Genomic DNA, 20180 nt, shown 5'->3' on the forward strand with positions numbered 1-20180 from the left:
ATTAAAATACCATGTTTTGTTTTCTAATTAATAACCAAATCACAACGGGTGCGCCAACTAAGGCGGTTATCGCATTAATAGGTAATGTATAATCGCTGTTAGGCAATTGCGCAATACTATCGCAAATAAGCATTACTATAGCTCCAAATAAAAATACTGCTGGTAATAATATTTTATGGTTTGAGGTGTTAAATACTTGCCTTGTAATATGCGGAATAGCTAAACCAATAAATGCAATTGGCCCTGTAAATGCAGTTATGGTACCTGCTAATAAACTCGTAGAGATAATAATTATAAAGCGACTTTTTTTAATGTTTAGTCCTAAACTTTTTGCATAATTTTCACCAAGAAGTAATGTGTTGAGTGCTTTTATGGATGAGATAGCTAATAAAAGACCAGTGAAATAAACGAAGAACAACACGACAATATCTTCCCAAGATAAGTTTCCTAAGCTCCCAAAACCCCAAAAGATGTATTGTTGCAATTGTTCTGCAGAGCCAAAGTAAGAGAGTACACTTACTATGGCAGCCGTAATACTTGCAAACATGAGCCCAATGATTAAAATAGCCATAGTATCTCTAACTTTTAGCGATACTGCTAAAACAGCAAGTAGTACTAAAAAACTACCTACACTCGCAGCAATTACAATACCCCATTTAGATACTAAAAGCGATGCTAAAACACCGCCAAAAATACCAGAACCTAATAGCACCAAAGCTACACCTAAACTAGCACCAGAACTAATACCTAACACAAAAGGACCAGCTAATGGGTTTCTGAATAAAGTTTGCATTAATAGACCAGAAATACCCAAACCAGAACCCACAATAATAGCGGTTATAGCTTTAGGTAAGCGGTAAATAAAAATTATATCTTGCCACGTTTCTTGCTGAGGTGTTTGTCCAATTAAACTACTAAAAATAGCTTTAATGGGAATTGATACAGACCCCAAACTGATATTCACAAAAAAACATACTAATAGTAAAACTAAAAGTATAGTAAATGGTAGTTTATATGTGTTTTGACGTTGCAATTATTCTAACGGTTTAAAGAAAAAAGGTTTGTAATTCTCTAAAAGTTCTGGGTGACAAATTTTGATGATATCCTTTAATACCAAATCTGGTCTAGTCATACCTAGTTCATAATACAACACACCACCAGTTGCACCAGTTGTATTTGTAAATGTATAGATGTTTTTATTTTGATAAGCCTCAAAAAGCGTGTGGTTTTCATTACCATTTTGAAGACTTTTGTAGCTAGAGTAATTTGATGGATTTAACCAAATATCAGCATTTTTAGCTTTTACAAAAACCGATTCAAAATTAAGTTTTAAACTACCAGCTCCTTTTGTGTCGCTCCACAAATAATTAACATTAGCATCTTTTAAAAGTTGTCCTTCTGTACTTGTGCCGTTTGGTAAATACCAGATATCACTATGCATGGCACCGCTTAAAACAGTTGGTTTTAAGGTTGCATTTATAGCGAGTTGTTTAGCTTCTAAATAATTTGTTTCAATGTGATTAAAAATTGAATCTGCTACTTTTTCTTTATTGTAAAGCGCACCAAAAAATTTTATCCATTCTGCTTTGGCTAAAGGCGAATTTTCAACCCAATCCCCATTAAAAATAACAGGTATTCCAGCGTTTTTTAAGGTTTCTAAACTTCGATTACCACCATCAATTCCAAAACCAACTACGATATCAGGTTTTAGTTCTAACAAAACTTCAGTGTTTAAACTTTCATTTTTACCTAATTCTCTAATATTGCCTTTATCTAATTGTTCTCTAATTTTTTCAGAAGAGATATAGTCTGTTCCGGGGAAACCAACTAAAGTTTGTTCAACTCCTAACAATTCTAAAGCGGGAAGATGGGTTGTTGATGTTACTACTATTTTTTGTATCGGTATTTCTAAAGTATTATTAAAGCGTTGTCTCTCATAGATCCAATAATCAGCTTTGTAATTATCTTCCAATAAAGCATATCGGTAGATTCGTTTTGCTTCAGGCCAAGGTTTATGTATTTCAATAATTTTATAGGTTGCATATTGCTTTATGGTAAAACCTTTTGCATATTTAATATTGAATGAAACACCTTCAACTCTTTCTTTTATCTTTTTTGCTGGTTCGCTTTTGCAGGAAACCATTGAAGCCAAAACAATTAATAAAATGAGTTTTCTCAAAATTCAATTTTTAATTATTTCAAAAGTAATATTATTTAAAGTTTTAAGATAAAGATTAAACATAATGTTTACTTTTGCAGAGAATTTGGTTTGATACGAATTTGGTTTTTAAACATGTTAAAAATCCAACGTATCAATTAAAAGGGAATCTGGTGCGATATTTATCAAGGCCAGAACTGTTCCCGCAACTGTAAGTTTATGCTGAATTTGGTTCAGTACCTCATAAAAAGAGGGTTTTGTTTACTACAATACCACTGGTTTTCACTGGGAAGGTTACAACAAAATTAAATAAGTCAGGAGACCTGCCATATTCATCATCTAATATAAACTCTCGGGTAAAGGGTTTTACAGATTATGAAACGACGTATTCTTATACTATTTTTATATACTACAGGTTTTTGCAATTTTGCTCAAGCACAGCTAGACTCTATCCAAAAGTTAGATGAAGTCTTTTTAAGTGATAGTAAACTCGTAAAGTACACTTCGGGAATTAAAGTGGAAACGCTTAATGATTCTATTATTGATAGAAACCAAGTTTCGCTTACAGGTTTACTAGCTTTTAATTCCAATTTATACTTTAAAGAAAATGGTTTTGGTATGGTGTCTTCACCATCATTTAGAGGTACGAATGCATCACAAACAGCTGTGGTATGGAATGGTATAAACATCAATTCTCAATTAAATGGTCAAACCGATTTTAATACCATAAATACCACAAATTTTGATGCTATTGAGATTAGAAGCGGTGGTGGTAGCGTGCAGTATGGTAGTGGTGCCATTGGTGGTAGTATCCATTTAAATAATCATCTAAAATTTAACTCTCATTTTGATACAAATGTGAGGCTTGCTTACGGCAGTTTTAATACTAAAATGACAAATATATCATCGTCATACGGGAATTCTAAATTTACTGCTAATATAGGTGTAGCTTATGTGGATTCTGATAATGACTATAAATATTTAGGAACAGGTAGCGTGAATGAAAATGGTGCTTTTAATAATCTGAATCTAAATTTGAATTTGGGTTATTTTATATCTGAAACTGATGTTTTAAAGTTGTATCATCAAAATTATAATGGAGAACGTCAATTTTCTGGCACCTTAGTAGCGCCATCTAATAGTAAGTTTGAAGATGAAAATTACAGAACTATGTTGGAATGGACGCGTATTTCTGGCACTATTACTTCTAAATTGAAAGCGGTACATCTTAAAGAACGGTTTAAGTTTTTTGAAAATAAAGACAATGCTTTTTTTTCATTTGGGGAAGTGAATACATTTTTACTAAATCATAATTTTAATTATCGCGTATCTGATAAATTACAGTTTAGAAGTATTTTAGAATACAGCAATTTTGATGGTGACGGTAGTAGTTTTGGAGACCCTAAACGCAATGCGTTTTCAGCAACGGTTTTAATGAATCATAAGCCTACAACTGCTTTTGAATATAACATTAACCTCAGACAAGACGTTACTTCAGATTTTGAAAATCCTTTTTTGTTTTCTGTTGATGGAATTTTTAAAGCTTCACAAGTATATTCTATTTTATTTAATGCTTCCAAGAACTTTAGAATTCCAACATTTAATGATTTGTATTGGCAACCAGGAGGGAATTTAGATTTAAATCCTGAAGCCTCTTATCAATTTGATTTAGGGCACAACCTTAATTTTAAACATATAAATTTAAAACTAAACACTTATTACATAAAAACTAAAGATTTAATACAGTGGCGGCCTGATAATACAGGTGTTTGGCAACCTATTAATGTAGCAGAATCTCAAAGTTATGGTGCGGAATTAGAAGCACATTCCAAAATTAAATTAAAACATAATCAGTTTGATTTTAGTGGTCATTATTCTTATACGGTTTCAGAAAATTTAGAAACAAATAAGCAACTTATTTATGTGCCTTTTCATAAAGGAAATGTGTCTGTTGCATACCAGCATGAGTCTTTTTCTATGTTTTATCAACATCAATTTACTGGTGAAGTTTTTATTATAGGAGATGACTTAGAAGGATTTAACGTAGCAAATATTGGGTTTGGATATTTACTTAATAAAGCCGGAAAAGTGAGATATGATATCAACTTCAGAATACACAATTTATACAATAAAAACTATCAAAATGTGGCATTAAGACCAATGCCGAATAGAAACTATCAAATATTAACAACACTTAAATTTTAAACAATGAAACTTAACAAACTATCACTTTTAGCCCTTTCAATAGGTTTATTTTTTACATCGTGTTCTACCGATGACGACGATTCACCTGTTGTACCAAGAGGTGATTATGAAAACGGAATTTTAATTTCTCATGAAGGGAATTTTGGACAAGGTAATGCTTCGGTCTCTTTTGTGTCTTTTGATTTAAATACAGTAGAAAATAATATATTTAACAATGTGAATTCCCAACTATTAGGAGACACAGCACAGAGTATTGCTTTTAATGGAGATTTGGCTTATATTATTTTAAATGTCTCAAATACCATAGAAATTGTAAATAGATTTACGTTTGAATCTGTTGCTACAATAAATACAGGCTTGAGTAACCCACGTTTTATGGCCATTGCTAATGGAAAGGGTTATGTTACAAACTGGGGAGATTTTACTCCTAGTGATGATGATTATTTAGCTGTTGTAGATTTAACATCAAATACAATTATAAATACCATTAGTACAAGTTATTTGCCAGAGGAAATTATTGCACAGGGCAATACAATTTATGTTGCAACTGGTGTATTTGGTAATGGAAACACTATTGATGTAATTGATGCAACTACTGATACTTTAGTTGAAAATGTTAGTGTGGGGAATTCTCCAAATTCACTTCAAATTGATGACGACGGCGATTTATGGGTGCTGTCTTCTGAAAACCTTATAGAAGTAAATACAACCACAAACGAAGTGTCTAGAACAATTCCATTAAACGCTTCTATAACTGCGCCATCTAATTTAAATTTTGATAGTGGTAATTTGTATCTATATGCCTCGGGTTTTGTATTTGCAATGGCTGAGACTGATAGTATGTTGCCAACAACTGCCGAAATAGAAAACGTAAATTTATATGATATGACTGTAAGAAATGGCATATTATATGGATTAGATGCTAAAGATTTTCAAAGTAATGGTACACTTACTTCATTCGATTTATCTACCAATACAGAAATTAATTCTGCTACCGTTGATATTATTCCTGGAGAGGTTTATTTTAATTAAATAGTAGAGTAAAAATATTGAGACCTCACAGGTTTTTTAAACCTGTGAGGTCTTTTTTTATTTAGGTATTAAATCACAATACCAAACGCCATAGGCGTTTGATGTGCAAACAGAGTCGTCGGTTTTTGGAGTGTCGTATTCTCGATAGACTTTCTCGCCAATTTCAAATTCTATCGGTGTTTTAAAAATAGGGCCATCAAAACAAAAGGTATGAAATTCTCCATTTTCGCCACAAGGGTCAACACCTTCGGGTAAATTATTTATAAAGTGTTTATCGATTATTGTGCCAACAAAGTCTTCATTAAAGTATTTAGAATTTGCACAAACAATTATGGTTTTAAAACCTAAATTTAGAAATTCATTTAACAATTCTTTTGTGTTTCGTTTCCACAAAGGATATACAGCTTTTATATTTTGTTTTGACAGTTGTATGTCTCGATACGCTCTTAAATCTTCAAGAAAAATATCGCCAAATGCACAATGTGTAAAACCCTTGCTTTTTAACCTTAGAACAGTGGCCTCCATTTTTTGTTCGTAAACCGCCATACTTGGCATTTCTGGGAGTTCTATTACACTCGCAGGTATATTGATAGCGTTAGTTTGAGCAACTAGTAACTCTTGTCTTAAACCATGCATAGAAACACGATTATAATGGCTATTTACAGTTGTTATTACTTCATCAACAGTATAGTGTTTATCGTGTAATAGGTGATATAGTGCTATGGCAGAATCTTTACCAGAGCTCCAGTTAAAATAGGTTTTATGTGGTTTCAAAACGTTGTAATTAATCTGCTATCATACCACCTTCTTCAAAAGGTAGAGCGTTAAAGTCCTCTGCCATTTTATCTAAAACAAGTTTTGGTTGGGCTTTAATATTTCCTCTCTTCGCAGTGGAGTTTTCAATATCTGCTAAAGCTAATGCAAGCATAGGTTCGTTTTCATCACCAAGAATTCCTAGATTTAGGATTCTCTCTTCATATTCAAAACCAATAGATGGTACTAATCCAGTTCCAGGAACAGATTCAAGATTTTTATTGATACCGTTAGCAATTAAAGGTTGTAAAGCATAAGTATGTGAAGGATTTGCACCTTGCCTTCCAAAATTTTCGGAATCGTAAAATACTCTTGATGCTTGGGTTTTTCCTGTAGTATTTGTACCAATTTGTACAACTTCTATATAAGGTGCTAACCCATTAATAAGACCTTCGCTTGCTGATGCAGATCTACCTGTAGTTAATACATATATTTTATTTAGATTTAGACTGTTAAGTGTAGTACCATCTATATTGTTTGCGAATAGATAGTCGAAATTTAGGCTTTGTAAATTTTCGTTATACACTAATTTCTCAAATACTTCTCCTGTAAATTGACCAGTAATCATACTTGCTAAAAAGGTTGTAGTTCTCACAGAACCTCCAGGATTGTAGCGTAAATCTAAAACCAGCTGCTGCACGTTATTAGATACAAAATTACCAAAAACATCATTTAGAGCGTTTTCTGATCCTCCTGTAAATCCGTTATACATTAAATACCCCACGTTTTGGCCTCCAACTTCTAACACATCATTTATAAAAATAGGGTTTTCGGTTAATTGAAATTTATCTAATGTAATGTCGGTACCATTTGGTTGTATTGTATCATCTGAAGTTTCAGGTGTGCCATTATCATTATATGTTCCTAAATTAATAGTATAGCTATCTGGACTTAATACATCTCTAAAATTGGTTCTAGTAATTGTTGTGCCGTTTACCTGACCAAATATATCGCCTCTCTTTACGCCTTTTGCGGCAGCGTCTCCATTTGGTAAAACTAAGGTTACTAAATAAAACACATCTGTATCACTGCTTCCTAATGCATAAGGTATTACTTCCATACCGTTGGTTATAAAAATACCTTGTTGCCTTTGCTCTAATGCAATATAATCATCAACTATAATGCTGAATCTATCTACAGTTTGTCTTTGGAAAATTAAACTTTCGAACAATATTTCTGGAGAAGTGAAGCTTTCTAAATAATTTGCATATTCTGCGTTGTTTGCAAATCTATCATCGGCTAAATCGGATATCTCACTTTTATACAAATATGTGAAATTCATAGCCTTCCATACAAAATCCTTTATGCTACTGGATTGTACAATATTATCATCTCTATCTTCAAAACAACTTGTTAGCACTAGGGCAGTAAGGCAAAGTGTTATTTGGATTTTAATTTTTTTCATTTTAGCAATTTTTATTTGTCTCATCTTTTAAACCTTAAATTTACTGACATTATTGTGTAATAAAAAATTTATCGATGAATTGTGATAAACGATTAACGACTAAACAAAGATGAATAAATAATTAAATAAGCTATTTTTTAGGAAGTAACGCTAGCAAATATGCCCCGCGTAAGGGATTGAACGGCATGTTGGAGCTCCCGACCTAAGGAGGAGCGACTAGTGAAAGCCCGACCCGATAGGGTTACGCCCAAATTTTTATTTTTTTTAAATAGTAGTGTAACAAAATAAATAGTGTTTCGTCGTAATTGTAAATAGCCGTAACTAAGCTGTTTTTAACTAATATACCTAGAGTTTTTCCTTTGTGGAAAATGTATGGAAGACGATAGGGATAAACCACAACCAAAATGACTCAGAATGAGTTTTTAAATATTGTAATGCCTTTTAAGGATAAAGTATTTCGTTTAGCGAAACGACTGCTTGTATCAACCGAGGAAGCTGAAGATGCTACACAAGAGGTGTTATTAAAGTTATGGCGTAATAAAGGTAAAATAGGTACCTACAATAATGTAGAGGCGTTTTCTATGACGATGACTAAGAATTTTTGTTTTGACAAATTAAAATCTAAACAAGCACAAAATTTAAAAATTGTACATAGTAATTATGAAGAGAAGAATACACCTTTGCAAAAACAAGTTGAGCTAAATGATAGTGTAAGTTGGGTAGAGCGTATTATACAAGAACTGCCCGAACAACAACGCATGATTGTGCAACTAAGAGATATAGAGGAATATGATTTTGATGAGATTGCTAAAATGCTAGATATGAACAACACTGCGGTACGAGTAGCCTTATCTAGAGCTAGAAAAACAATAAGAGAACGATTGACGAATACACATAATTATGGTATTAAATAATATAGAAAAATTACTAGAAAAGTACGAGAACGGAGAAACAAGCCTAAAAGAGGAGCAGGTGTTAAAAAACTATTTTGCTCAGGATACTATTGCACCTCATTTAGAACATTACAAATCTATGTTTGCGTATTTTTTGGGAAACCAACAGGAACAGTATACGAAAGCCCTACCACTAAACACTAAAAAGACGTTTAATTACAAGTGGGTATCGGTTGCAGCAGTAGCAGTTATAATGTTGGGGGTTTACGTTGCAAATCCTTTTGGTGGCGCTGCAGATTGCGAGCAAAATCTAGTAGGTACGTTTTGTGAACCAGAAGAAGCTTTTAACGAGGTTTCTAAACAATTAGCAATGATTTCTAGTCATTTTAATAAAGGAACATCTGCTGTAAATTACCTAGACGAGGTAAACAAAGGTGCAGCAACCTTAAATTATTTGAATGAAATTGAAAACACAACAAGTATAATTTTTAAAACGAATAAGTAAAAAAGAATATAATGAAAACTTTAAACACAAATAAAATGACACATAAATTAATAGTATTTGTAATGGCAGTTATGTTATTGCCCTTAACAGGTATGGCACAAAAAGACGTTTTTGAAAAGTATGGTGATGATCCTAATGTTACCTATGTAAATATTAAGCCTAGGATGTTCCAAATGTTAGCTAAATTAAATGTTAATGTTGATGATCCAGAAGCGCAAGCTTATATGGATATGGTAAAGAGCATTACCAGTTTTAAAACGATTGTTACAGATAATTCTTCAATATCTGTTGATATTGCCAAATGGGTAAAATCACGTTCTAGTAACTTAGAAGAGTTAATGGAAGTTAAAGATGATGGTACCGAAGTAAAATTTTATATACAAGAAGGTAAAGATGTAGACCACGTAAAAGAGTTATTAATATTTGTAACAGGTATTGATAAAAAGATGGACGATAAAATAGAGATTAACGGCAAACAGCGCAAGATAGAAACTGTGGTAGTCTCTATGACGGGAGATATTGATTTAAACGAAATCTCTAAATTAACACAACAAATGAATATTCCAGGTGGCGATCATTTAGATAAAAAGAAGTCTTAACAATTATTAATACACACACATCAATAAAAAAATCAATCAAAAATCAATCATCATTACTCATGAAACGAACAGTTATAGTTTTAAGTCTCGCCCTATTTTTAAACTTAGTTTTTATAAGTTGTAATAGTGAACCAAGTTTACAGCGGTATTTTGTAGATCATCAAGAACAGCCTGGTTTTATAGCACAAGACTTGCCAATATCTATGGTTGAGATAGATAAAACAGAATTTACAGAAGCACAGCAAGAAGCTTTTAAATCTGTTAGACGTTTAAATTTTTTAGGATTTAATGTTGATGATACCAATACTGTAAATTATGAAGCTGAACTATCTAATGTACGTTCTATTTTAAAGCAGGAGCAATACAAAGACTTAATGGAGTTTAGTGATAAAGGCAGAAAAATTTTGGTTAAGTATATTGGTGATGAAGAAGAAGCCGAAGAAGTTGTAGTTTTTGGAAGTGCTGGAAATATGGGGTTTGCTGTAGTTAGAATTTTAGGTGATGATATGAGTCCTGAAAAAATGATGACTTTGGCCGAAGTTTTAAATAAGGCTAATGTTGACGAAACACAACTAAAAGAGATGCTCACGTTTTTAAGTAAATAATTTGAAAAGCATGTTGCTATGAATTTGAAACTATAATATATCTACAATTAAAGTTTCAGTATTAAAGATTATCATTTACACCATACTGTAGCATAAAAAAAGGATTTCAGTTTTTTGAAATCCTTTTTTATGATGTGTTATATCAAAGTTTTGTTTTTGTAATACTAGAGTGGTTTTCTTTTCTAGAAGTATACTTAACATAGAATAAGTTTACAACTATAGAAAAAAACACGAGTGTTAATAGGGTAAGAACTATAAAGTGATCTAAAATATCTAGAATACCAAATACAAAAATACCAAATACCATAAAACCAGTAAGCGCTATAGATTGTTTATTGCTTAACATGTTGAGAGACTTATATACCAGTATAGTTACCTGGTGTTATTTGTTTTAATTCGTTTTTAATATCCTTCGAGACCTCTAAGGTATCAATAAAATTTGAAATGGAATTTTGATTAATTTTTTCATTTGTCCTAGTTAAGCCTTTTAAAGCTTCATAAGGGTTTGGATAGCCTTCTCGTCTCAGTATCGTTTGAATAGCTTCTGCTACTACAGCCCAATTATTTTCTAAATCTTCGGCAAACTTACTTTCGTTAAGCAATAACTTGTTTAACCCTTTTAAGGTAGCTTTAAAAGCAATAATGGTATGCCCAAAAGGTACACCAACATTTCTTAAAACGGTACTGTCTGTTAAATCGCGCTGTAATCTAGAGATTGGTAATTTTGCGGATAGATGCTCAAAAATAGCGTTGGCTATACCTAGGTTTCCTTCAGAATTTTCAAAATCTATAGGGTTAACTTTATGTGGCATTGCAGAACTCCCAACTTCTCCCGCTTTAATTTTTTGTTTAAAGTACTCCATAGAAACATAAGTCCAAACATCTCTATCTAAATCTATTAAAATTGTATTTATACGTTTTAAAGCATCAAATAATGCTGCCATATGGTCGTAATGCTCAATTTGAGTTGTAGGGAAGGAGTGTTGTAAACCTAATTTTTCCTGTACAAATGTATCACCAAAAGCTTTCCAGTCAATATTAGGATAAGCCACATGGTGTGCATTAAAATTACCCGTAGCACCACCAAATTTTGCAGCACTTGGTATATCGTTTAATAGATTGAATTGCTCTTCAAGACGCACTACAAAAACTTCAATTTCTTTTCCTAAACGTGTCGGAGATGCTGGCTGTCCGTGTGTTCTAGCCAACATAGAAATTTGCGCCCATTCTTTTACAAGTTCTTTTAGTTTGTTTAAAACAGTAAAATATTCAGGAACATAAACATCATTCATAGCGTCCTTGATACTTAAAGGAATAGCAGTATTGTTTATATCTTGAGACGTTAGCCCAAAGTGGATAAATTCTTTGTATGCTGAAAGCCCCAAGGCATCAAATTTTTCTTTTATAAAGTACTCAACAGCTTTTACATCGTGGTTAGTTACACTTTCTATCTTTTTAATCGCCATAGCGTCTTCAGAAGAAAAACTTGTGTAAATTGCTTTTAAGTCTTCAAAAACATCATGATTTATATCTTTTAATTGTGGAAGTGGTATTTCACACAGCGCAATAAAGTATTCAATTTCAACTAAAACACGATATTTTATTAAAGCTTCTTCCGAAAAATATGCACCTAAAGCATCAATTTTAGTTCTGTAGCGTCCATCTATCGGTGAGATAGCATTAAGAGGAGATAATGACATTTTGTTTGATTTTTTAAAAGAGGCAAAGATACGTTTTTGATTTACGATTTACGATATTCGATTTATGATTTTTTACGAATCTATGGTTTAGCATCTTTTTTAATTTTTTTTAATATTTGTTTTGCTCTTGCTTTAAATGCAGCGCTTTGTATAGAGAAATCCCGCTCTAAAATCAAAACTAATTCTGGGTATACCCAGTCGTATTCTTTACCAAATAAAAAAAGTGCGCTCATACCATAAGCTTTAGGCGCTACTTTTTCGTCATTAATCATATAATCAAAACAAGTTTCTATAATTCGTTCTTTATGAGTGGCGTTTAAAACTACTTTTATTTTAGTATCCTCTTTAGAGGTGTATGCTTTTGCTAAAAGTTCGCAAATTTTGGCTACGGGTCTTACTGCAGAATCTAAATGTACATTGTGCATGTTTTTAGTAAAAGTATCTAAATACGGTATAATGTGCTCTACATTTTTACTGCACATAAATTCTAGCACCCAAGCGGCTCTAGGTGAAATTTTATCATCTACCATTAACAAAATATCAAGTAACTTAGGAATTAACTCTGGATTGTTTATTACTAAATTTGCATAATACAAGCGTTTTTCACGCGAGTGATTTACGTAATTTAATTCTTGATAAAGTTCTGTTGTAGTCAAAAGGTTTTCTTATTTTTAAAATCTTAAAATAACAGAGATGAAAATAATAAAAAAAATAGGTTTAGTACTTTTAGTAGCATTAGTAATTGCTCAATTTTTTAAACCAGAAAAAAATTCTGGAGACTTAGCATCTGTAGCAGCTTTTGAGGCAGAAACAAAACCACCAGTAGATGTGAAGCAAATTTTAGAAACCACTTGTTATGATTGCCATAGCGATGTTACAAACTACCCTTGGTACAACGCTATTACTCCAGTAAATTATTGGTTAGCAGGACATATAAAAGATGGAAAAAAACACTTTAATGTTTCTAACTGGGCCGCTAACTCTATAAAACGTAAAGACCATAAATTTGATGAGTTAATAGAAGAAGTAGAGGAGGGTGAAATGCCATTAAATTCTTATACTTGGACGCATGGTGACGCTAAACTTACCCCAGAACAAATAACATCAGTAGTTAATTGGGCTAAATTGGTAAGAGCTAATTATGGATTACAGCCTAAACCAGAATAGCAATATTATAATATCTTTCTCTAGAGACGTAATAAAAACATCACCTATACATGTGTTTAGGTCGATAGATATCTTTCCAAAGTATAAATAGTATTAGAATAATATTTGTGAATTAGTGGTAAATAAAAAAGTATTGATTATTGGTTACGTATGGCCAGAGCCTAAAAGTTCTGCTGCAGGAAGCCGAATGTTGCAGCTTATCAATTTTTTTATTTCTCAAAATTATAAAGTTACCTTTTCTACACCTTGTGCTAAAACAGATAATGCTTTTGATTTAAAACGTATTGGCGTAATACAAATTGAAATTGCACTTAATAGTACTAGTTTTGATGTTTTTGTAAAAGACCTTAACCCAAATGTTGTAGTGTTTGACCGTTTTATGATGGAAGAGCAATTTGGTTGGCGCGTTGCAGAACAGTGTCCTTCTGCAATTAGGATTCTAGATACTGAAGATTTACATTTTTTACGAAAAGGACGACACCAAGCGTTTAAAGACAACAATCCTTTTGATAATAAGTATTTAAATAACGCTATAGCTAAACGAGAAATAGCAAGTATTTACAGGTGCGACTTAAGTTTAATTATTTCTAAAGTAGAGCTAGAAATTCTTAAAAATAATTTTAAAGTTGATGCAGCCTTACTTTTGTACCTGCCCTTTATGCTGAGTGAAATTAATGAGACTGATTTTTTAAGACTGCCAAAATTTAATGAAAGACAACATTTTGTAACCATTGGCAACTTTATACATGAACCCAATTATAATACAGTATTGTATTTAAAAACTACTATTTGGCCACTAATACGACAACAATTGCCTAAAGCGCAATTACATGTTTATGGTGCTTATGCCTCAGAAAAGGTAACACAATTGCATAATGAAACTCAAGGCTTCTTAATAAAAGGGTTTGCAAAAGATGTTAATGAAGTGATGCAGAGTGCTAGAGTTTGTTTAGCACCTATAAGATTTGGAGCAGGCTTAAAAGGAAAATTAGTAGATGCCATGCAAAACGGTACACCAGCTGCTACAACTTCTATAGCAGCAGAAGGGATGAGTAGCCTTATTACTGCTTGCGGCTTAATTTCTGATACACCCAAAACAATCGCACAAAATGCTATAGATTTGTATACAAACGAGTTGTTATGGCATACTAAAGTTAACAGTATTCCATCCCTATTTAACAACTTCTTCAGTATAGATAAACATCATAAACTTTTCAATAACGCTATTGCTGCGCTTTCAGATCACCTCATAAGAAGGCGAGAACAAAACTTTACAGGTCAAATGTTAATGCATCATTCACTTCAAAGTACAAAATACTTGAGTAAATGGATTGAGGAGAAGCATAAAAAAGTATAAAATTTAAGTTTAGGTTTTACGTTTTACCTATTAAGACAGCTGTCTGGCTAAAAAAAAGAGTTCATTTATGGAATATCATTAAATTTAGTAGTTATTATTTTATTTGGTTAACTTATGTTAAAAAAAAGTGCTTGGTGTATTTTATGTTTGATTTCAATATGTTGTTGGTCTCAAAATATACCACCTACACTAAATGCTACTGGAGATCAAAGCTATTGCCCTACAACGCAATTGGGTATTAGTACAATGTTTGATATTGATGATCCTGATGATACACAAATTGATGCTTTCTTTATTCAAATATCTACAGGGTATACTTTAGCTGAAGATATTTTAATTTTAACAGGAACGCATCCAAATATTATAACCGATTGGGATGTAACTCAAGGAAAATTAAGTTTAACTGGAGTTGGAGGCGCTCCAATGGATTACACCGATTTGATAGCAGCAGTAAATGATGTGGTTTTTGAGGCTACTTTAGATACTGATCCAGGTGAAAAATTATTTTCATTTACAATAGGAAGCGCAAATTATTTACCGTCTACAGATCACTATTACGAATACGTTCCGGCTTTAGGAATTACGTGGACTGATGCTAGAGCAGCCGCAGATGCTAGAACATTTTTTGGATTAAAAGGCTACTTAGCCACAATTACTTCGGAGGAAGAAGCACAACTTTCTGGTGAACAAGCAGCTGGTGCAGGTTGGATAGGAGGTAGTGATGCCCAAACTGAGGGGGTTTGGCGTTGGATGACTGGCCCCGAAGCAGGAACTATTTTTTGGAATGGTTTAGCCAATGGGACTACGCCTAATTTTGCCAATTGGAATGCAAATGAACCTAATGATTTTGGGACAGGTGAGGACTATGCGCACGTTACAAGCCCAAACATTGGGGACAGAGGGTCTTGGAACGATTTACCAAATACAGGCGATGCAAACCCTTCAAGTGAATTTCATCCGCAAGGTTATATTGTAGAATATGGTGGCACACCGGGAGACCCTATTCTTAATATTTCTGCAAGTACTAGAATTACTATTCCGCAAATTACTAATACTACTACTCCAATAGCCAGTTGTGGACCAGCGCGTTTTACATTACAAGCCACCGCCTCTAATGGTGATGTTGCTTGGTTTGATAGTGCAACTGCAACAACTCCCTTATTTATAGGCAATGTTTTTAATACTCCAGTAATAAATGCAACAACAAATTATTATGCTATGGCTTCTGTAAATGGATGTCTTTTTGGCATGCGTACTCAAGTTACTGCAACTGTAAATCCAATTCCAACTATAGAAAGTATAACGGAGCAAACTATTTGCGAATTTGGTGCAACTACAATTAGTGCAACAGCTTCTGCAGGTATTATAAATTGGTATAATGTACCAGTAGGTGGTACCATTATAGCTACGGGTACATCTTTTAGCACACCAGCACTTTCTAACAGCACTACGTATTTTGTAGACGCCACTAATAATGGGTGTACAACAGGCACAAGAACAGCTGTAAATGTTACGGTTTTAAAAACACCAGCCCCAATAGGAAATACAGTTCAAGAATTTTGTGATATTGATATGGCAACTTTAGATGATGTATTGGTTACAGGAAGTAACATTAAATGGTATACCTCAAATACAGGAGGTACACTTTTAGAGGGTAGTACTATTTTAACAGATAATGGATTGTTTTATGCTTCACAAACCATTGATGGGTGCGAAAGTTCTAGTAGATTATCAATTGAGGCTTTTATTTATGATACAGTAGTTGCGTTATTGCCTTCTGAAATAGATGTACTAGAAGTATGCGACTCTGATGAAGATGGGGATGACACAAATGGTTTTACAGAATTTGATTTAACACTTATAGAACCAAATGTATTGAATGGTAGTAGTCCAGATGAATTCAATGTATTCTATTACTTCGATGCTGCTAGAACACAAGAAATTACTACGCCAGAGAACTTTCAGAATACCGTAGTAAACCAGCAACCTATTTTTGTAAGCATCATAAATGATTTAAATATAAATTGTGTTACAGACTTAGAATTTATGATAAAAGTAAATCCGCTTCCAGAAGTAGCTCCTGTAGTAGTTTTTGAAAATTGTGATGTAGATGGTGTTTCTGATGGATTTACAGACTTTAATTTGAATATGTTAGATGAAATCATAACAAATGAAAATTTGAGTGCTATTACAATCACCTATCATTCATCTATGACTGATGCTGAAACAGGTAATAATGTTTTAAATCCTTTGCCATATAATACTCAAATAGGAAATATTATATATGGTCGTATAGAAGACAATATAACCTCTTGTTTTAATGTTTCTGAAATCTCTTTAGAAGTCTCTACAACGGTGTTACCACTTGCATTTGTTCAAGAAATAGATGTATGTGATGATGATGCTACTGCAGACGGATTTCATGAGTTCGATTTAACTACATTATCTCAAAATTTTATAGATCAATTTCCAACAGGGCAGAATTTAACAGTACATTATTTTAAAAGTTTATCTGATGCACAATTGGTACAAAATGAAATTATATCGCCTACAAATTATGTAAATGATACTCCTTTTTCTGAAATACTTTATGTCCGTATAGAAAGTGAAGACAATGGTGCCTGTTTTGGAATTGGACCTAATGTACTACTCACCGTTTATCCCAGACCTGAGTTTGAAGTAGATCAATCTGAAACGTTTTGTTTAAATGGAGGATCAATTATATTAAATACTTTTAATCCTAATGGGATATATAGTTATGAGTGGACAAATGCTAACGGAATTACCATTAGTACTATGGAATTTGCAACCGTATCCCAAGAAGGGATATACTCTGTAATAGCAACATCTAATAAGAACTGCGTGTCTTTACCTGTTACTTTTGAAGTTAAAGCCTCAGGAATATCAAACATTACTGCAGATGATATTACTATTGAAGATGTATCAAATAACAATACAATTAGTATTGATAATTCAGATATAGGAATTGGAGATTATGAGTTTGCTTTAGATAATGAATCTGGGCCTTTTCAAAACACACCAACATTTAGTAATGTATTAGCTGGCGAGCATACAGTTTATGTAAGAGATACAAATGGCTGCGGTGTAGTTGCTATCCCCGTTTTTATTATGGGCTTTCCTAAGTTTTTTACGCCCAATGGTGATGGTGAAAACGATACATGGAATATTAGAGGTTTAGATAATGCGTTTCTTCAAAACACAACAGTTTTTATTTATGATAGATATGGTAAACTCATAAATCAGTTAATAGCATCTAGTGGTGGTTGGAATGGTACTTTTAACGGGCAACTTCTGGCAGCAGACGATTTTTGGTATGTCATAAACTTAGTTGATACTACTGGAAAAGTACAAGTATTTAAAGGGCATTTTAGTTTGATTAGATAAATGTGTGCTCAACAATAAGTTGTTAACATTTTATACTATTTTTAATAATTTAACATATTTACTGTAAATTCTTTCAATAAAAATATTACATTTGTAATCTCCTACAAATTAATAGCTGTATTTAAAATTAAAATATGGTTAATCAAAAAGCAAATCAATTTCTTTAATATTTATTTAACATCAATTTATTTGGTGTAAGTTATTCCCTTTTAACTAATTCGGTAAGCATAGTTGTGTTTATATATTTTCAATTTTTTTGAAGTAGGTCATCTTTAATTCTTCCTAAGAGATAACTTTTTTTTAATCACAAAAACTATAAAAATGAATTCAAGTAGAAGAATTTCCGCATGGAAAAAAAGGGATGAAGCCAACAGAATCGCTAATCAAAGACCACATCCACGTCATTTCGCCAATGAAGACGAACAAAAATTCAGGCATAAAAAAGATTCTAAAATATCTGAGTGTCATGAAAAAGATCATCATCATTTGGAAAAGCTAGAAACTATAAACTTAGATGGAAAACCGTCGTATTTAATGAGTTTCACTAAAGGTTTGCCTCATAATAAAGAAACTGGATTATTAAGTAATCCTATTCATTATCAATATTTTGTAAGAGGTATAGATAGTGGAGATCCTAGAGATTTTAGAGATACGCCTTTAGGCCCTCAAGGCTTTATTGGAAATCTTGTTAATTGTAAAGAAATTGATGCGAAATATTGGCATTCATTTAAGGCGAAAAAAGGAGGAAAAAACAAAACCCCAGTAGGTTTAAGAGCATGGGAAAGCCAGAGTGCTGGTTTGTCTTTTGATTTAGAAGGCGCCGATGCTCAAGCCGTAACAATGCCACCAGCTCCTAGTTTAGGAAGTGCTGAACTTACTGCGGAAATGGCTGAGGTTTACGCACAGGCTTTATTGCGTGATACAGCATTTAACGGTTTAAGTGCTGGCGTTATAGAAAAACAGTATATTGAAAAAAAGCATAACAAAATACCTAAAAATGGTGTTGTAAATAAAGCTGAGTTAGATAGTTTAGGAGCTGAAAAGCAAGCTGTAGAAAGCTATTTGAAATATACCGAACATTTAAAAGAACTAGATTGGTTTAATGATACTGATATTAAATTAAACCAAGCTGAAGCAGACAGACGTTGTGGAAGAATACACCCAACGCCATCTAGCGCATTTAGAGGCATTACAAAAGGTGATGATATTGGTCCTTATTTATCTCAGTTTTTATTAATAGGTAACACAGGAATTAATGGTAATGATGCAGAGCGAGAAGCAAAAGATGGATTAATTACTTATGGTGCTATTAATATAGATCAGCGCGTAAGAACAGCAACCCCAGAGAGAGATTATATGACTACTTGGGAAGAATGGCTAGATGTTCAGCATGCAGCAAGTCTTGGAGGACTAGAAACGTATTTACCAAAAAGTGATTCTAATTCTCGACGCTTTATTCATACACCCAGAGATTTAGCAACTTATGTTCACTATGATGCGTTATATGAAGCTTATTTAAATGCATGTCTTATTCTTTTAAGTTCTGGTTGTCCTTTAGATCCAGGAATTCCTTTTCAAGAAGATGATAACCGCGATCATCAACAAGGTTTCGCTCACTTTGGTGGACCACATATTTTATCTTTAGTGACAGAGGTTGCTACAAGAGCTTTAAAAGCTGTACGTTTTCAAAAGTATAATGTTCATAGAAGATGTCGCCCAGAAGTTTTAGCAGCTAGAATTACAAAAACTGATACGCTTAAAGAAATGGCGCCTGAATTAAAAGATGTTCGAGACCATTTAAAAGATATTTTAAAACATGTTGATTTACATAATAAAGCACAAAATGATGCTGATACGGACAAAATTATAAATCATCCATTATCAAAAAATTATTTATTACCTATGGCGTTTTGTGAAGGTTCTCCCATGCATCCCGCTTATGGTGCAGGTCATGCAACAGTTGCAGGAGCTTGCGTAACGGTTTTAAAAGCTTTTTTTGATTGTCAAAAAACATTTAAACCCAATGGAAAAGACTCTGATATGGCATACGTATCTGTAAACAATGGTAAAGAATTAAAACAAGTACCTGTTTTTGATCAACAGTGTAATAAAGCTCATTTAACAGTAGAAGGAGAGTTAAATAAGTTAGCATCTAACATTGCAATTGGTAGAAATTGGGGTGGAGTTCATTATTTTACTGATTATTATGAATCTATATTAATGGGCGAACAGATTGCTATAAGTATTCTGGAAGAACAAAAAGTTACGTTTACAGAAAACTTTTCAATGACTATTCCTTTGTTTGGTGGTGGTTCTATTAGAATTTAATAAGTATA

17 protein-coding genes and 1 riboswitch are annotated in these 20180 nt (G+C 32.8%); of the genes, 10 read left to right on the top strand and 7 right to left on the bottom strand.

From position 1 onward, the window contains the following. Position 1 precedes the first annotated feature (1 nt). Together ACKGJY_RS09330 and ACKGJY_RS09335 are read right to left on the bottom strand one after the other, a co-directional pair. A complete protein-coding gene (locus ACKGJY_RS09330; protein ID WP_413973609.1) occupies positions 2 to 1033 on the bottom strand; it encodes a FecCD family ABC transporter permease in 1032 nt (343 codons plus the stop codon). Further along, positions 1034 to 2179, bottom strand: a complete 1146-nt coding sequence (locus ACKGJY_RS09335) for an ABC transporter substrate-binding protein (protein ID WP_413973610.1) — start codon at positions 2177 to 2179, stop codon at positions 1034 to 1036. It abuts the gene before it with no gap. Positions 2180 to 2264: 85 nt separating this feature from the next. After that, positions 2265 to 2504: riboswitch (cobalamin riboswitch) on the top strand. Positions 2505 to 2533: 29 nt separating this feature from the next. Here ACKGJY_RS09335 and ACKGJY_RS09340 point away from each other — a divergent pair. Next, on the top strand, positions 2534 to 4363 hold the full coding sequence (locus tag ACKGJY_RS09340; protein WP_413973611.1) for a TonB-dependent receptor plug domain-containing protein: 1830 nt from the start codon (positions 2534 to 2536) through the stop codon (positions 4361 to 4363). 3 nt (positions 4364 to 4366) lie between these two features. Further along, positions 4367 to 5395, top strand: a complete 1029-nt coding sequence (locus ACKGJY_RS09345) for a YncE family protein (protein ID WP_413973612.1) — start codon at positions 4367 to 4369, stop codon at positions 5393 to 5395. 57 nt (positions 5396 to 5452) lie between these two features. Here ACKGJY_RS09345 and ACKGJY_RS09350 read toward each other — a convergent pair whose 3' ends face one another. Together ACKGJY_RS09350 and ACKGJY_RS09355 are read right to left on the bottom strand one after the other, a co-directional pair. Beyond that, a complete protein-coding gene (locus tag ACKGJY_RS09350; RefSeq protein ID WP_413973613.1) occupies positions 5453 to 6169 on the bottom strand; it encodes an ATP-binding protein in 717 nt (238 codons plus the stop codon). 10 nt (positions 6170 to 6179) lie between these two features. Then, entirely contained in the window at positions 6180 to 7613 is a 1434-nt protein-coding gene (locus ACKGJY_RS09355; protein ID WP_413973614.1) for a S41 family peptidase, read from the bottom strand. Between the two features lie 404 nt (positions 7614 to 8017). Here ACKGJY_RS09355 and ACKGJY_RS09360 point away from each other — a divergent pair, with 404 nt between their 5' ends. The 4 genes from ACKGJY_RS09360 to ACKGJY_RS09375 are packed head-to-tail and all read left to right on the top strand — an operon-like array spanning position 8018 to position 10215. Then, a complete protein-coding gene (locus ACKGJY_RS09360; protein WP_413973615.1) occupies positions 8018 to 8527 on the top strand; it encodes an RNA polymerase sigma factor in 510 nt (169 codons plus the stop codon). After that, entirely contained in the window at positions 8514 to 9011 is a 498-nt protein-coding gene (locus ACKGJY_RS09365) for a hypothetical protein (RefSeq protein ID WP_413973616.1), read from the top strand. Before ACKGJY_RS09360 ends, ACKGJY_RS09365 begins: the two co-directional genes overlap by 14 nt. 11 nt (positions 9012 to 9022) lie before the next feature. Further along, positions 9023 to 9610, top strand: coding sequence for a DUF4252 domain-containing protein (locus ACKGJY_RS09370; RefSeq protein ID WP_413973617.1), 588 nt, complete (start codon positions 9023 to 9025; stop codon positions 9608 to 9610). Between the two features lie 59 nt (positions 9611 to 9669). Then, the gene (locus ACKGJY_RS09375; protein WP_413973618.1) at positions 9670 to 10215 is read left to right on the top strand and encodes a DUF4252 domain-containing protein; all 546 of its coding nucleotides are present in this window, start codon (positions 9670 to 9672) and stop codon (positions 10213 to 10215) included. 142 nt (positions 10216 to 10357) lie between these two features. Here the strand turns inward: ACKGJY_RS09375 and ACKGJY_RS09380 are convergent, their stop codons facing one another. From ACKGJY_RS09380 to ACKGJY_RS09390, 3 genes are all read right to left on the bottom strand, one after another. After that, entirely contained in the window at positions 10358 to 10561 is a 204-nt protein-coding gene (locus tag ACKGJY_RS09380; RefSeq protein WP_413973619.1) for a hypothetical protein, read from the bottom strand. A gap of 10 nt (positions 10562 to 10571) precedes the next feature. Then, positions 10572 to 11915, bottom strand: coding sequence for an adenylosuccinate lyase (gene purB / locus ACKGJY_RS09385; protein WP_413973620.1), 1344 nt, complete (start codon positions 11913 to 11915; stop codon positions 10572 to 10574). A gap of 80 nt (positions 11916 to 11995) precedes the next feature. Continuing rightward, positions 11996 to 12571, bottom strand: a complete 576-nt coding sequence (locus ACKGJY_RS09390) for an adenylosuccinate lyase (protein ID WP_413973621.1) — start codon at positions 12569 to 12571, stop codon at positions 11996 to 11998. A gap of 37 nt (positions 12572 to 12608) precedes the next feature. Between ACKGJY_RS09390 and ACKGJY_RS09395 the strand changes: the two genes are divergently transcribed. The 4 genes from ACKGJY_RS09395 (at position 12609) to ACKGJY_RS09410 (ending at position 20172) form a co-directional block, all read left to right on the top strand. Next, on the top strand, positions 12609 to 13082 hold the full coding sequence (locus tag ACKGJY_RS09395; RefSeq protein WP_413973622.1) for a heme-binding domain-containing protein: 474 nt from the start codon (positions 12609 to 12611) through the stop codon (positions 13080 to 13082). A 115-nt stretch (positions 13083 to 13197) separates the two neighbouring features. Then, the gene (locus ACKGJY_RS09400) at positions 13198 to 14439 is read left to right on the top strand and encodes a glycosyltransferase (protein WP_413973623.1); all 1242 of its coding nucleotides are present in this window, start codon (positions 13198 to 13200) and stop codon (positions 14437 to 14439) included. 114 nt (positions 14440 to 14553) lie between these two features. Next, positions 14554 to 17844 (top strand): T9SS type B sorting domain-containing protein, encoded by a 3291-nt coding sequence (locus ACKGJY_RS09405; protein WP_413973624.1) that lies wholly within the window; start codon positions 14554 to 14556, stop codon positions 17842 to 17844. A gap of 321 nt (positions 17845 to 18165) precedes the next feature. Next, on the top strand, positions 18166 to 20172 hold the full coding sequence (locus tag ACKGJY_RS09410; RefSeq protein WP_413973625.1) for a vanadium-dependent haloperoxidase: 2007 nt from the start codon (positions 18166 to 18168) through the stop codon (positions 20170 to 20172). Positions 20173 to 20180 lie beyond the last annotated feature (8 nt).

It is taken from the genome of Hyunsoonleella sp. 2307UL5-6, from assembly GCF_047345485.1.
Classification (GTDB): Bacteria; Bacteroidota; Bacteroidia; order Flavobacteriales; family Flavobacteriaceae; genus Jejuia.

Coding starts and splice junctions, on each gene's coding strand:
- ACKGJY_RS09340 (WP_413973611.1), top strand. CDS start 2,534: ATGAAACGACGTATTCTTATACTATTTTTATATACTACAGGTTTTTGC.
- ACKGJY_RS09365 (WP_413973616.1), top strand. CDS start 8,514: ATGGTATTAAATAATATAGAAAAATTACTAGAAAAGTACGAGAACGGA.
- ACKGJY_RS09345 (WP_413973612.1), top strand. CDS start 4,367: ATGAAACTTAACAAACTATCACTTTTAGCCCTTTCAATAGGTTTATTT.
- ACKGJY_RS09405 (WP_413973624.1), top strand. CDS start 14,554: ATGTTAAAAAAAAGTGCTTGGTGTATTTTATGTTTGATTTCAATATGT.
- ACKGJY_RS09360 (WP_413973615.1), top strand. CDS start 8,018: ATGACTCAGAATGAGTTTTTAAATATTGTAATGCCTTTTAAGGATAAA.
- ACKGJY_RS09370 (WP_413973617.1), top strand. CDS start 9,023: ATGAAAACTTTAAACACAAATAAAATGACACATAAATTAATAGTATTT.
- ACKGJY_RS09395 (WP_413973622.1), top strand. CDS start 12,609: ATGAAAATAATAAAAAAAATAGGTTTAGTACTTTTAGTAGCATTAGTA.
- ACKGJY_RS09410 (WP_413973625.1), top strand. CDS start 18,166: ATGAATTCAAGTAGAAGAATTTCCGCATGGAAAAAAAGGGATGAAGCC.
- ACKGJY_RS09355 (WP_413973614.1), bottom strand. CDS start 7,613: ATGAAAAAAATTAAAATCCAAATAACACTTTGCCTTACTGCCCTAGTG.
- ACKGJY_RS09375 (WP_413973618.1), top strand. CDS start 9,670: ATGAAACGAACAGTTATAGTTTTAAGTCTCGCCCTATTTTTAAACTTA.
- ACKGJY_RS09380 (WP_413973619.1), bottom strand. CDS start 10,561: ATGTTAAGCAATAAACAATCTATAGCGCTTACTGGTTTTATGGTATTT.
- purB (WP_413973620.1), bottom strand. CDS start 11,915: ATGTCATTATCTCCTCTTAATGCTATCTCACCGATAGATGGACGCTAC.